This window comes from Thioalkalivibrio sp. AKL17, assembly GCF_000377885.1.
Taxonomy (GTDB): Bacteria; Pseudomonadota; Gammaproteobacteria; order Ectothiorhodospirales; family Ectothiorhodospiraceae; genus Thioalkalivibrio; species Thioalkalivibrio halophilus.
On sequence record NZ_KB898767.1, the window covers coordinates 221952 to 234314 of the forward strand.

14 protein-coding genes are annotated in these 12363 nt (G+C 67.7%); 6 read left to right on the forward strand and 8 right to left on the reverse strand.

All coding sequences use genetic code 11. The annotated features are described in order from the left end of the window. Positions 1-148 precede the first annotated feature (148 nt). Positions 149-1255, forward strand: a complete 1107-nt coding sequence (gene glnL, locus D577_RS0109365; protein WP_024328660.1) for a nitrogen regulation protein NR(II) — start codon at positions 149-151, stop codon at positions 1253-1255. Next, on the forward strand, positions 1252-2706 hold the full coding sequence (ntrC, locus tag D577_RS0109370; protein ID WP_018947229.1) for a nitrogen regulation protein NR(I): 1455 nt from the start codon (positions 1252-1254) through the stop codon (positions 2704-2706). Before glnL ends, ntrC begins: the two co-directional genes overlap by 4 nt. Before the next feature lie 27 nt (positions 2707-2733). On the opposite strand, the gene D577_RS0109375 is transcribed toward ntrC, so the two are convergent. Next, positions 2734-3702: a dihydroorotate dehydrogenase gene (locus D577_RS0109375; RefSeq protein WP_018947230.1), complete on the reverse strand. Its 969-nt coding sequence runs from the start codon at positions 3700-3702 to the stop codon at positions 2734-2736. Between D577_RS0109375 and D577_RS0109380 the strand changes: the two genes are divergently transcribed. Then, positions 3701-4165 carry a tRNA (cytidine(34)-2'-O)-methyltransferase gene (locus D577_RS0109380; RefSeq protein WP_018947231.1) on the forward strand — a complete coding sequence of 155 codons (465 nt, stop codon included), beginning with the start codon at positions 3701-3703 and terminating at the stop codon, positions 4163-4165. The two genes, D577_RS0109375 and D577_RS0109380, sit on opposite strands and share 2 nt — an antisense overlap. Before the next feature lie 9 nt (positions 4166-4174). Here the strand turns inward: D577_RS0109380 and D577_RS0109385 are convergent, their stop codons facing one another. The 5 genes from D577_RS0109385 to D577_RS0109405 are packed head-to-tail and all read right to left on the reverse strand — an operon-like array spanning position 4175 to position 6765. After that, positions 4175-5167 carry an NAD(P)H-dependent glycerol-3-phosphate dehydrogenase gene (locus D577_RS0109385; protein ID WP_018947232.1) on the reverse strand — a complete coding sequence of 331 codons (993 nt, stop codon included), beginning with the start codon at positions 5165-5167 and terminating at the stop codon, positions 4175-4177. Between the two features lie 16 nt (positions 5168-5183). Further along, positions 5184-5720: a protein-export chaperone SecB gene (secB, locus tag D577_RS0109390; protein ID WP_018868918.1), complete on the reverse strand. Its 537-nt coding sequence runs from the start codon at positions 5718-5720 to the stop codon at positions 5184-5186. A gap of 17 nt (positions 5721-5737) precedes the next feature. After that, positions 5738-6028, reverse strand: a complete 291-nt coding sequence (gene grxC / locus D577_RS0109395) for a glutaredoxin 3 (RefSeq protein ID WP_018868917.1) — start codon at positions 6026-6028, stop codon at positions 5738-5740. 1 nt (position 6029) lies between these two features. After that, complete coding sequence (locus tag D577_RS0109400; protein WP_018868916.1) at positions 6030-6458, reverse strand: rhodanese-like domain-containing protein; 429 nt, start codon at positions 6456-6458, stop codon at positions 6030-6032. Between the two features lie 19 nt (positions 6459-6477). Continuing rightward, positions 6478-6765 carry a helix-turn-helix transcriptional regulator gene (locus D577_RS0109405; protein WP_051073636.1) on the reverse strand — a complete coding sequence of 96 codons (288 nt, stop codon included), beginning with the start codon at positions 6763-6765 and terminating at the stop codon, positions 6478-6480. 105 nt (positions 6766-6870) lie between these two features. Here D577_RS0109405 and D577_RS0109410 point away from each other — a divergent pair, with 105 nt between their 5' ends. Genes D577_RS0109410 through D577_RS0109420 form a run of 3 tightly spaced genes read left to right on the forward strand, consistent with a single transcriptional unit; the run spans position 6871 to position 9941 of the window. Further along, complete coding sequence (locus tag D577_RS0109410) at positions 6871-8061, forward strand: murein hydrolase activator EnvC (protein ID WP_026288997.1); 1191 nt, start codon at positions 6871-6873, stop codon at positions 8059-8061. Positions 8062-8121: 60 nt separating this feature from the next. Beyond that, on the forward strand, positions 8122-9384 hold the full coding sequence (locus D577_RS0109415) for a S41 family peptidase (RefSeq protein WP_018947234.1): 1263 nt from the start codon (positions 8122-8124) through the stop codon (positions 9382-9384). A gap of 14 nt (positions 9385-9398) precedes the next feature. Continuing rightward, on the forward strand, positions 9399-9941 hold the full coding sequence (locus D577_RS0109420) for a DJ-1 family glyoxalase III (RefSeq protein ID WP_018947235.1): 543 nt from the start codon (positions 9399-9401) through the stop codon (positions 9939-9941). A 197-nt stretch (positions 9942-10138) separates the two neighbouring features. Here D577_RS0109420 and D577_RS0109425 read toward each other — a convergent pair whose 3' ends face one another. Further along, positions 10139-10435, reverse strand: coding sequence for a hypothetical protein (locus D577_RS0109425; protein ID WP_018947236.1), 297 nt, complete (start codon positions 10433-10435; stop codon positions 10139-10141). A gap of 74 nt (positions 10436-10509) precedes the next feature. Next, on the reverse strand, positions 10510-12360 hold the full coding sequence (gene glmS / locus D577_RS0109430) for a glutamine--fructose-6-phosphate transaminase (isomerizing) (protein ID WP_018947237.1): 1851 nt from the start codon (positions 12358-12360) through the stop codon (positions 10510-10512). Between the last annotated feature and the right edge of the window lie 3 nt (positions 12361-12363).

Here is a 12363-nt window from a genome sequence, read left to right on the forward strand (position 1 = left end):
GAACGTCGCACCACAATAATGCACGGAATGCCCTATAATGGGGCAATGACTGCACCTTATCGGCGCATGCCCGCGCAATGCCCCCGGACGAAGCGCCCCGGCGCCCCCCCGTGACCATGCTGGCGCGCTTCATGCTTAAAGCCGGATGATGAGTCCGCATACGCCCCGTCCGTCCCCTCCGCTGCCCACCCCTCCGTGGTGGGACGACCTGTCCACGGCCGTCATGGTCACCGACGGAGAACTGCGGCTGCAGGCCATGAACGGTTCCGCCGAGGTCCTTCTGGGACTCAGCCGCGAACGCATCCTCGGGCACCCGCTCGGCCACTGGCTGCATCTGGACCGCAACCTGTCCACACGCCTGCGCAGCGCGCTGGTCCAGGACCAGCCGATCACCCTGCGGGCGCGCCAGATGGAACCCCTGCGCGCGGAGAGCTTCCTCGCCGATGTGATCATCACCCCGCTGCAGGGCGAGGGCGACGAACCCGGGCGGCTGCTGTTCGAGCTCAGCGCCATCGACCGCCACGAACGGATCTCGCGCGAGGAGCAGCTACAGAAGCAGCAGGCCATCTCGCGCGCAGTCACGCGCGGGCTGGCGCACGAGATCAAGAACCCGCTGGGCGGCCTGCGCGGTGCCGCGCAGCTGCTGGCCGGGGAACTGGATGATCCCGACCTGCGCGAATACACACGCATCATCATCCACGAGGCCGACCGCCTGCGTGCCCTGGTGGACCGCATGCTGGGCCCCAACAACATGCCGCAACGGACATCGGTCAACCTGCACGAGATCCTCGAGCACGTGCGCGGCCTGATCAGTGTGCAGCTGCCGCTGGGCGTGAAGATCCGCGGCGACTACGACCCGTCGATCCCGGAGATCAAAGCGGATCGCGACATGCTGGTACAGGCGCTGCTCAATCTGGTGCAGAACGCGCTGCAGGCTCTGGGTGACGAGGGCGAGATCGTGCTGAGCTCGCGCATCCTGCGCCAGTACACCGTTTCCGGCAAACGGCACCGGCTGGTGGCGCGCCTGAGCGTGCGCGACAATGGCCCCGGAATCCCCGAGGAGGTCCGCGAACGGATCTTCTTTCCCATGATCACTGGTCGCGCCAGTGGCACCGGCCTGGGGCTGCCGATCGCGCAGAGCCTGGTGCAGCTGCATGACGGCCTGATCGAATGCCATTCACGGCCCGGCTCCACGCGCTTCGACATCCTCCTGCCCGTGGCCGGACCGCCCGCCAGCGAGAGCCCCGACGCATGACTCCGACGGTCTGGATCATCGACGACGACGATTCCATCCGCTGGGTGCTGGAACGCGCCCTGAGCCGATCCGATATCGCGGTGCGCGGGTTCGAGTCCGCCGACGCGGCATGGGCGGCCCTGGAGACGGAAGACACCCCGGACACCATCGTCGCCGACATTCGCATGCCGGGGCTCAACGGGCTCGATTTCCTGGCGCGCATGCAGAGCCGGGGTGACGCGCCGCCGGTGATCATCATGACCGCATTCTCCGATCTGGAGAGCGCGGTGGGCGCCTACCAGACCGGGGCGTTCGAATACCTGCCCAAGCCGTTCGACGTGGACGAGGCGGTGGCCCTGGTTCAGCGTGCCCTGGAGGCTCGCCGTGACAGCCTGGCGGCCGCAACGCCCGACGAGGGCAGCGCCGAGGAAACCCCGATCATCGGCGAGGCGCCGGCGATGCAGGAGATGTTCCGCGCCATCGGCCGCCTGTCACGCTCCAACATCACGGTGCTGATCAACGGCGAATCGGGCACCGGCAAGGAGCTGGTCGCACGCGCGCTGCATCAGCACAGTCCGCGGGCGGGGCAGCCGCTGATCGCCCTGAACACCGCGGCCATCCCCAAGGACCTGCTCGAGAGCGAGCTGTTCGGCCACGAGCGGGGGGCCTTTACCGGCGCCAGCCAGACCCGCAAGGGCCGCTTCGAGCAGGCCGACGGCGGGACCCTGTTCCTCGACGAGATCGGCGACATGCCGTTCGACCTGCAGACCCGCCTGCTGCGGGTGCTGGCCGACGGGACCTTCTACCGGGTGGGCGGGCATACCCCCATCCATACCGACGTGCGCATCATCGCCGCGACCCACCAGGACCTCGAGGAGCGAGTGCGCGCGGGTCAGTTCCGCGAGGACCTGTTCCACCGCCTCAACGTGATCCGCATCCATGTGCCGTCGCTGCGCGAGCGGCCGGAAGACATCCCGCTGCTGGTGAATCATTTCATGAGCGAGGTCGCCACCGAGCTGGGCGTGGAGCCCAAGGTGATGCGCCCCGAGGTGGTCGCGGAGATGCAGCGCCTGCCATGGCCGGGCAATGTGCGCCAGCTGGAAAACACCTGTCGCTGGCTGACGGTGATGGCCTCCGGACGCGAGGTGCACCTGGACGACCTGCCGGCGGAACTGCGCCGCGATGACGCGCCCCGGTCCACGGATACGCCGCAACCGGGACCGGCCCGGACCGTGCCGGTCGAACCCCGGGAGTGGACCGATGAACTGGCGCGCGTGGCCCGCGAGCACTGGGAACGTGGCGACCGGGACGTGCTGGGAAGCCTGCAGCCGGCGATGGAACGCACGCTGATCCGCGAGGCGCTGCGGGCCTCGGGCGGACACCGCCAGCAGGCCGCGGCCCTGCTGGGCTGGGGCCGCAACACGCTGACGCGCAAGATCCAGGAGCTGGGTATGAACGAGGAGCGACCGTAACCGGCGGGCCCGGCCGCTGCCGGCGCGTCAGGCGCCGCAGCCGGAGAACCCCTCGTTCAGCTGCAGCCGCCCGGTCAGCTCGCTCACGTGGCCGATCCCGTGGCGGTCCATGTAGTCGTTGATGCCCGCGAGGATCTTTGGCAGGCACAGCGGATCGTAGAACAGACCGGTGCCCACGCCCACGGTGCTGGCCCCCGCGAGCAGGAACTCCAGGGCATCCTCGGCGCGGGTGACCCCGCCCTGGCCGATGATCGGGATGCCATGGGCCCTGGCTACCTGGTGGACCTGGTGGACCTTCAGCAGCGCCACCGGCTTGATCGCCGGGCCCGACAACCCGCCCTGGTTGTTGCCGATCACCGCGCGGCCGCTCTCGGCATCCACCGCCATGCCCATCAGGGTGTTGATCACGGCAAAGCCGTCGGTGCCCGCCTCGATGCAGCGCCGGGCGTTCTCCGCGATGTCGGTCTGGTTGGGCGAGAGCTTGGTGATCAGGGGCTTTTGCGTGACCGAGCGGCAGGCCTCGACCACCCGCGCGGACATGTCCGGGTCATTGCCGAAGGCGACCCCGCCTTCCTTCACGTTGGGGCAGGAGATGTTGATCTCGATCGCGTCCACCGGGGAATCGTCGAAGGCCCGCGTGACCGCGATGTATTCCTCGATGGTGGAGCCGGAAACGTTGGCGATGAAGCGCGTCTCGTCGTAATCCAGCCCCGGCAGGATCCCGCCGACCACCTGTTCGACCCCGGGGTTCTGCAGGCCGATGGCGTTGAGCATGCCCTCCGGGGTCTCGTACACCCGGTGCGGGGGGTTGCCGGGCCGGGCGGCCCCGGTGGTGCCCTTGAGGCACACCGCACCGGCATCCCGGTTGGAAAAGCCGGCCACCCGGGTATATTCCTCGCCGAACCCGACACAGCCGGACAGCAGCACCAGAGGCGTGTTGAAATGCAGCCCGCAGAATTCCAGGGAGAGCCGCGAATCGTCGCGCGCTTCGCTCATGTTTCACATCGTCCTGTATCAGCCCGAGATCCCGCCGAACACCGGGAACGTCATTCGTCTGGCCGCCAACACCGGGGCGGCCCTGCATCTGATCCACCCGCTGGGCTTCAGCCTCGACGAGAGCCGGCTGCGCCGCGCGGGGCTGGATTACCGGGAATGGGCCCGGGTCCGCGAGTATGACAGCCTGGCCGCCTGGCGGGAATCCGTGGCCCCGCGGCGGGTGTTCGCGATCACCACGCGCGGCACCTGCCGCTTTGATACCCCGGCGTTCGCCGCCGGCGATGCCTTCCTGTTCGGCCCCGAGAGCCGCGGCCTGCCGCAGCAGGAACTGGACGCGATCCCGGAGGAGCGACACCTGCGGCTGCCGATGCAGCCCGGCAGCCGCAGCCTCAATCTCGGCAATTCGGTCGCGGCGGTGATCTACGAGGCCTGGCGCCAGCTGGACTTCGCCGGCGGCGAATGAGCCGATGGGTCAGATATTCTCGGCGACCGGGTCGCGCTCCAGCAGGCGCCGCACCGCGTCGTGCACCCGCCGGCCACGGTAGAGCACCGCGTGCACCTCCTCGCAGATCGGCATCTCCACGCCGGCGGCATGCGCGCGTTCCACCGCCACGCGCGCGGTCTCGACCCCTTCCACCGACTGGCCCACCCGCTCGCGCGCGGTCGCCAGGTCGTAACCCTGGCCCAGCAAAAGACCGACACGGCGGTTACGCGACTGGTCATCGGTGCAGGTGAGCAGCAGGTCGCCGAGTCCGGACAGCCCGGTCAGGGTCTGCGGCCGCGCCCCCAGGGCCTCGCCCAGGCGCTGCAGCTCGGCCAGCCCGCGGGTCAGCAGCGCGGCGCGGGCATTGGCGCCGAACCCGGCCCCGTCGGCGATGCCGGAGGCCACCGCGAGGACGTTCTTGAACGCCCCGCCGAGCTCCACGCCGATCACGTCGGGGTTGCCGTAGATGCGCATGGAACCGCCGTGGAAGGCATCCGCCAGACGTCGCCGGCGCTCCGGGTCGGCCGAGGCCGCGGTGAGGGCAGTGGGCTGACCGCGCGCGACCTCGGCCGCGAACGAGGGACCGGAAATCAGGGCGGCGGGCTGATCCGGCCCCAGTTCGGCCTCCGCGACCTCATGCAGCCAGTCGCCGGTCGCGGTTTCCAGCCCCTTGGTGGCCCAGGCCACGACCTGCCCCGGTTCCAGCCGGGGCCGCAGCCAGCGCAGGGTCTCGCGGAACGCGCCGGACGGCACCACCACCAGCACCAGATCCACCCCGACGACGAGATCCGGGTCGGCGCTGACCCGGAGGTTGCGCGGGAAGGTCAGGCCGGGCAGGTAACGGGGGTTTTCGCGTTCCCGCTCAAGGCGCGCGGCAGTCTCCGGTGAACGTCCCCACAGCCGCACGTCGTCGTGCAGGCGGGCGGCATGCACCGCCAGCGCGGTGCCCCAGGAGCCGGCCCCCAGTACCGCGATGCGCATGCGCCGGGCCGCCGGCTCAGGGGTTTTCGCTGGCCGTGACGGCGGCGCCGTTGCCTCCCTGGCCCTGACCCGAACCTTCCTGCTGTTCCTTCAGGTGCTTGGCATACAGCGCGTCGAAGTTGACCGGCTGCAGCAGCAGCTGCGGGAAACCGCCCTTCAGGACCAGGTCGGCAACCGTCTCGCGGGCGAAGGGGAACAGCGCATTGGGGCAGTAGGCGCCCAGCAGCTGATTGCGTTGCTCCTCGGAGAAACCGCGCACGATGAACACCCCGGCCTGCTTGATCTCGACCAGGTAGCCGGTCTCGCCGTTGGATTCGGTGGTGACCGTCAGGCCCAGCTCGACCTCGTAGACCCCTTCCTGCTCGCCCACCGGGCGCGCCTGGGTGTTGAGCTGAATGCCGGTCTCGCCCTTCCATTCCTTGAGGAAGATCTCCGGGGCGCCGGGGGCCTCGAAGGACAGGTCCTTGATGAAGACCTTCTGCATGGAGAATTCGGGGCCGTCGGAGCCCTGGCCGCCCTGTGCGGCCGCGTCGGTCTGGTTTTCTTCAGCCATGGTGCGTTCGGATCCTTTCAGGTGTTCGTGGAATCGCCGGCGTCCACACCCCCGCAGGCCTCGATCAGGCGGTCCAGCTCGCCGGACCGTTCCATGGCCTGGAGTTCATCGTAGCCGCCGATATGGGTGTCCCCCAGGAAGATCTGCGGGACGCTGGTGCGTCCGTCCGCCCGCTGTTCCATCTCGTGGCGCAGCCCGGAGTCCCGGTCGATGCGGTATTCGTCGAAGCCGAGGTCGCGCTGGTTCAGCAGGCGGCGGGCGAGGATGCAGAACGGGCAGTGCCCGGTAGAGTAGACCTCGAAGCGCATGTCACTTCTTCTTCAGCGGCATGCCCGCATTTTCCCATGCCTGGATGCCACCGGAAAGATTGACCACGTCCTCGAAGCCAGCCGCCGTCAGCTGGTTCGCGGCCATGGAGGACCGGTTGCCGCTGCGGCAATACACCACCACTGGGCTGGATTTCCACGCCTCGATGTCCTGCATGCGCTTTTTCAGTTCGCCGAGGGGGATATGCTTCGCGCCACCGATGCGGCCGCCGGAGACCTCGTTGTGCTCGCGCACATCCAGCACCAGGGCATCATCCTGGTTCATCACGCGCACCGCTTCGGTGGGCGCCAGCTCGCGGTACTTGCGCGTCAGGCGCCGGAATTCGGCGTAGATGATCAGGGCAAGCACCGCGATCAGGGCACCCGTCAGAATCGGGTTGTTGGCGAGGAATTCGGGCAGTCGTTCAAGCATGCGGGAGACCGGTCGGGATTCAGGAACGGCAGAAGACGTCCTGCATCATACCGATCAGGCGCAGGGTGCGGGAGTCCCCCACGCGGTAATAGACCCGATTCGCGTCCTTGCGCGTGGCCAGGATGCCCTTGTCACGCAGGATTCCGAGGTGCTGGGAAATATTGCTCTGCGAGGTCCCGACCTGATCCACGATTTCCTGTACGCTGACCTCCCGGTCGCCCAGAATGCACAGGATCTTGAGCCGCAGCGGATGGGACATGGCCTTGAGCGAGCGCGAGGCCCTCTCGATATCCTCGTCCTGCGACATCAGTTCGTCTTCGATGCACGGTTCGTCGCTCACGGCAGCCTCTCGTTCGGAGGGGCATGACCCCTGCCACTGGGTGAGAATATTAGAACGCAAACGTACCCCGATATGCGGATTCACGCAATCTTGTCCCTGTCGCTTTCATGGGTTGGCCTGCTGCTGGCGGGCCTGCTGGTTGCCGTGCCGGCCACGGCACTGGAACCCGAGGCGGAGCTGGAAAAGACCCTGGAGGCCATCCGGGACGTCGAACGTTCGCTGGAGGAACGCCGCGAGGCAGTCGCCGATCTGGAAGACCGGATCGCCGCGTCCGCCCGGGGCGCAGGCGAACAACGCGAGCGTCTGGATGAACTGAAACGCCGCCGCGAGGCCCAGGAGGAGGTGATTGCCGAGCACGAGGCCCGCGTGGCCCGGCGCGAGGAACGGCTGCACGAGCAGCGACACGACGCGGCGCGACTGGTGCATGACCAGTGGCTGCAGGCGCGCCACGGGCAGCGTGAGCGACCGACGGAAGGCGGACAGCGGCACCACCCCGTTTACGCGGCCGCCATTCAGCAGGCGCGGGAACGGACCCTGGCAGGCCTGCACGAACGGATCGAGGAGCTGCAGGCGGCCCGTGCCGGGCTGACCGAGGAGCGCGAACGGCTGGCACGTCGCGAAACCGAAACCCGCGAAGCGATGGCCGAGCTGGAGCGCCAGGAAGCGGCCCGCCGGGCGGCACTGGAGGAACTCGAGGCGGCAATGGAAGACGAGGCACTCGAGCTGGAGCGCCTCGAACGCAACGCCGAAACCCTGGATCGCGTGATCACGGAGATCGAAGAACAACGCCGTGCCACCAGCCGCGAAAAAGAATCGGGCGAGGAGGCAGCCCCTCGGTCCCGCGCAGTCAATCCGGATGTCCCGTTCGCGGATCTGGAAGGGGAGTTGCCGCGACCGGTGGATGCGCCGGTCATCCGCGATTTCGGCAGCGAACGCCGGGGCAGTCTGCGCAGCCAGTGGAACGGGGTAGTACTGGAGGCGCCCTCCGGCGCGCCGGTGCGGGCAGTGCATCAGGGTCGCGTGGTCTATGCGGACTGGATGCAGGGCTACGGGTTCCTGGTGATCCTGGATCACGGGGACGGTTATCTGACGCTGTACGGCAACCTCGAAGACATCCTCGCCGGGCCGGGGGAATCGGCCGATGCAGGCGAGCCGGTGGGACGCGCCGGGGAAGGCAGCCCCGCCATCGCGCCGGGACTGTACTTCGAAGTGCGGCGTGAGGGGCGGACATTGAACCCGCAGGCATGGTGGCCGTCACAGTAAGGGCGGAATGCTAGAATTCGGAGCATAACCGCAGAAAGACCTCGGACAAGGGATACTCTGATGAACAAGCTTTTCCATTCCGGCTACGGCCTGCTCACCGGCCTCGTTCTGGGCATCATGCTGAGCGTCTCCGTTGGCGTGTACGCCGGGCGCGACGATGCCGCCGGTCTGTCGGCACTGCCGGTCGAGGACCTGCAGCGCTTCACCGACGTCTACATGCGCATCAAGCGCAATTACGTCGAGGAAGTCGACGACAGCGAGCTGCTGGACAACGCCATTCAGGGCATGCTGACGGGGCTCGACGAGCACTCTTCCTACCTCGACGAGGACGACTTCCGTGACATGGAAGCGGGAACCTCGGGCGAGTTCGGCGGCCTCGGGATCGAGGTCGGGATGGAAGACGGGTTCGTGAAGGTCATCGCTCCGATCGACGATACGCCCGCGGAGCGTGCGGGCATCCAGGCGGGTGACCTCATCGTGCGTCTGGACGGCGACTCGGTGCGCGGCATGACCCTGTCGGATGCCGTCAGCCGGATGCGCGGCGAACAGGGTTCCGACATCACCCTGACGGTGGTGCGCGACGGCGAGGATCAGCCGCTGGAGATCACGATCACGCGCGACATCATCCAGGTGGAATCCGTCCGCTCCGAGATGCTGGAAGACGGCTACGGCTACGTACGCGTCAGCAACTTCCAGACGCGCACGGCGCGGGATCTGGTCAGCGCGATCGAGGAGCTCAAGGAGGCCAACGGACTGAAGGGCCTGGTCCTGGACCTGCGCAACAACCCGGGCGGAATCCTCAACGGCGCCGTGGGCGTGTCCGACGCCTTCCTGGACGGTGGACGCATCGTCTACACCGAGGGCCGTCTGGACGAGGCGCAGATCGAATATGACGCCTCGCCGGGGGACGTCCTCGATGGCGTGCCGATGGTGGTGCTGGTTAACCGCGGCTCGGCATCGGCTTCGGAAATCGTCGCGGGTGCTCTGCAGGACCACGGTCGCGCGATCATCATGGGACAGAACAGCTTCGGCAAGGGATCGGTGCAGACCATCCTGCCGCTGTCCGAGCAGACCGGGATCAAGCTGACCACCGCACGCTACTTCACCCCGGACGGCCGGTCCATCCAGGACGAAGGCATCAATCCGGACATCGCGCTCGACGAGAGACTGCGGGTGTCGCGGTCGGAAGACGATGAACCCGCGCGGCGCGACCTGCCTGAAGACGTCGAAGACGAGGAAGAAGAAAGCCTGGCCGAGCGCGACTTCGGGCTTAACGAGGCCCTCAATCTCCTCAAGGGCCTGAATTTCTACAACGGACGCTAGCTGGGAGGAGCGCGATGACGCGAGTGCTCGTACCTCTGGCCTCCGGCTCGGAAGAGCTGGAGGCCGTGACCATGATCGACCTGTTCCGGCGGGCCGGCTTCGAGGTCACGGTGGCCGGCCAGGAGGCCGGGCCGGTCACCTGCTCGCGTGCTACGGTGATCCAGCCGGACAGCGACCTCGAAACGGCCGTCGGCGAGGATTTCGATCTGATTGCCATTCCCGGGGGACTGCCGGGCGCGAATCATCTCCGCGATGACCCGCGGCTGATCGCGCGGCTGCAGAAACAGGCAGAAGCCGGCCGGCATGTGGCGGCCATCTGTGCGGCCCCCAAGGTGCTGGCGCAGGCCGGGTTGCTGCAGGATCGCCGGGCGACCTGCTTTACCGGCGCCCTCGACGGCACCGGAGTGGAGTCGAGCGGAGCGGCCGTGGAGATCGACGGTACCGTGATTACCGGACGTGGCCCCGGGGTGGCGATGGATTTCGCCCTGGCGGTGATCGAAGAACTGGCGGGCCGCGAAACCCGTGAAGCGGTGGAGGGTCCGCTCCTGCGGGCCTGAGGCGGACCGCCGGAACGGACGTGATGCCGGGTCGGCGAGAGGGCCGAATCGGCGAGGGGGCTCGCCTCCTACAGGGAGGTCGAACCCTGGCCCCGGCAGGAGGCCGGCCCTCCGGCCGATTTTGCGTTCGGCCAATGCCTGCGCCGGAACGGCGAGGGGGCTCGCCTCCTGCAAGGAGGCCGAACACGGAAATCGCGTCAGTCGGCGCGACGCAGGAACGGCCGCTGTCCGGACTGCACGGCGCGACGGATGAAGTCCGCACGGCCGCCTTCACGCTGGTTGACCTCATCCGCGCACTGGGACGGCTCGTAGGCTGCGGCGGACAGCATCACTTCCAGCTCGGCCACGTCCACCTTCGGATCGGTCAGCTGGTCGGAGGTCACGTTCAGATGACGCCCCACCTCCCAGAACATGCGCGGATTCCACATCTTGGTCTGCACCCGCGGCGAGTTGAACAGTTCGACGCAGCGCTGATTGATCTGTTGCTGATCCATCGGATACTCCGGTCACGGTTTTCAGGACGCCGGGGAATCTAGCGAAGCCGGCGCGGCAATACAAGCCATGTACGCTATTCCACGGTCACGGACTTGGCGAGATTGCGGGGCTGATCGACGTCCGTGCCCTTGAGCACCGCGGTGTGATAGGCGAGGAGCTGCAGCGGGATCGCGAACAGTACCGGCGCGATCCAGGGATTCAGCGGACCGCTCTGCGGCATCCCGATCCAGGTGTCATCCGAACCCAGGGCACGCGCAGCAGCCGCTTCCCCGATCACGATGAGCTCGCCGCCCCGGGCACGCACCTCCTGGAGATTGCTGGCGAGCTTCTCCAGCTGGGCGTCATCCGGCGCGACCGCGATCACCGGCATCTCGGCATCCACGAGCGCCAGGGGACCGTGCTTGAGCTCGCCGGACGGGTAGGCCTCGGCATGGATGTAGGAGATCTCCTTCAGCTTCAGGGCGCCTTCCAGGGCGATCGGATAGTGCACACCGCGGCCCAGGAACAGCGCGTGGTGGCGTTCCACGAGATGCTCCGCCACCTGCGCCAGGCGGCCGTCCAGCTGCAGCGTGGCTTCCGCCATCGCGGGCAGGGACTGCAGGGCCCGGATCCCGTCCTGGCGATCACCATCCGCAAGGCGGGCGGCCCGCGCCGTATCGCCCAACAGGAGCACCAGCACCGCCAGCGCGGCCAGCTGGGTCGTAAAGGCCTTGGTTGAGGCCACTCCGATTTCGGGGCCCGCCTGAGTCATCAGGACCAGATCGGCGAGACGAGCCATGGTGCTCTCGGGCACATTGCAGATGGCGAGACGCGCGGCGAAGGGCTCTTCCCGCGCCTGGCGCAGGACCGCGAGAGTATCAGCAGTTTCTCCCGACTGGGACAGCACCAGCAACAGGGTCCCCGGCGCCACGACATGCCGACGATAACGGTATTCGCTCGCCACCTCGACCTGTGCCGGCATGCCGAGATAATCCTCGATCCAGTACCGCGCGACCATCCCCGCGTGGTAGCTCGTGCCGCAGGCCACGATCTGGACCGAGCTCACTTCCTGCAGCAGGCGGTCGGTGTCCGGACCCAGAAGATTGGGCAGAACACCATCGTGCCCGAAACGCCCCGCCAGCGTGTCGTACAGTGCCCGGGGCTGTTCGTGGATTTCCTTGAGCATGAAATGGCGATATTCGCCGCGGTCGGCGATCGTCACCTCGCACCGGGTTTCGCGAGCTTCGCGGACGACCGGCTGTCCGGCCACGTCCTCGATCTCGACCCGGTCGCGGTAGAGCACAGCGATATCGCCTTCTTCCAGGTCGATAAACCGCTGGGTGACCGGAAGGAGGGCCTGCATGTCCGAGGCGGCGAAATTTTCGCCGATTCCCAGTCCGAGCAGGAGCGGGGACCCGTGGCGAGCGACGATGATGCGATCGGGCGCGTCGGAAACACTCACCGCCAGTGCCCATGCACCCTGCAGCCGGGCGCAGGTGCTCCGGACTGCCGCCACCGGTTCCTGACCCGCCTCCAGCGCCTGTTCGACCAGGTGGGCGATGACTTCGCTGTCGGTGTCGGATGCACAGGCCCAGCCATCGTCGGCCAGCGCATCGCGCAGGGCCGCGTGGTTCTCGATGATGCCGTTGTGCGCGATGGCGACACGCCGGTCGCGCGACAGGTGGGGGTGGGCATTCACCTCGGACGGCCGACCATGGGTCGCCCACCGGGTGTGGGCGAGGCCAGCGTGACCGTGGATACCGGTCCGGGCGACGCGATCTTCCAGCGCCGCCACCTTGCCCTCGGTCCGCACCATGTCGATTCCGCCGGCTCCGGTGACCGCAATGCCGGCGGAGTCATAGCCGCGGTACTCCAGGCGATGGAGGCCTTCGATCAACAGCGGGACGATATTGCGTTCGGTGATTCCGGCAACCAGTCCGCACATGGT

Bases quoted from the DNA above. Each gene is read 5' to 3' on its own strand.
- glnL (WP_024328660.1), top strand. From the start codon at position 149: ATGAGTCCGCATACGCCCCGTCCGTCCCCTCCGCTGCCCACCCCTCCG.
- ntrC (WP_018947229.1), top strand. From the start codon at position 1,252: ATGACTCCGACGGTCTGGATCATCGACGACGACGATTCCATCCGCTGG.
- D577_RS0109380 (WP_018947231.1), top strand. From the start codon at position 3,701: ATGTTTCACATCGTCCTGTATCAGCCCGAGATCCCGCCGAACACCGGG.
- D577_RS0109375 (WP_018947230.1), bottom strand. From the start codon at position 3,702: ATGAGCGAAGCGCGCGACGATTCGCGGCTCTCCCTGGAATTCTGCGGG.
- D577_RS0109385 (WP_018947232.1), bottom strand. From the start codon at position 5,167: ATGCGCATCGCGGTACTGGGGGCCGGCTCCTGGGGCACCGCGCTGGCG.
- secB (WP_018868918.1), bottom strand. From the start codon at position 5,720: ATGGCTGAAGAAAACCAGACCGACGCGGCCGCACAGGGCGGCCAGGGC.
- grxC (WP_018868917.1), bottom strand. From the start codon at position 6,028: ATGCGCTTCGAGGTCTACTCTACCGGGCACTGCCCGTTCTGCATCCTC.
- D577_RS0109400 (WP_018868916.1), bottom strand. From the start codon at position 6,458: ATGCTTGAACGACTGCCCGAATTCCTCGCCAACAACCCGATTCTGACG.
- D577_RS0109405 (WP_051073636.1), bottom strand. From the start codon at position 6,765: ATGTCGCAGGACGAGGATATCGAGAGGGCCTCGCGCTCGCTCAAGGCC.
- D577_RS0109410 (WP_026288997.1), top strand. From the start codon at position 6,871: ATGCGGATTCACGCAATCTTGTCCCTGTCGCTTTCATGGGTTGGCCTG.
- D577_RS0109415 (WP_018947234.1), top strand. From the start codon at position 8,122: ATGAACAAGCTTTTCCATTCCGGCTACGGCCTGCTCACCGGCCTCGTT.
- D577_RS0109420 (WP_018947235.1), top strand. From the start codon at position 9,399: ATGACGCGAGTGCTCGTACCTCTGGCCTCCGGCTCGGAAGAGCTGGAG.
- D577_RS0109425 (WP_018947236.1), bottom strand. From the start codon at position 10,435: ATGGATCAGCAACAGATCAATCAGCGCTGCGTCGAACTGTTCAACTCG.
- glmS (WP_018947237.1), bottom strand. From the start codon at position 12,360: ATGTGCGGACTGGTTGCCGGAATCACCGAACGCAATATCGTCCCGCTG.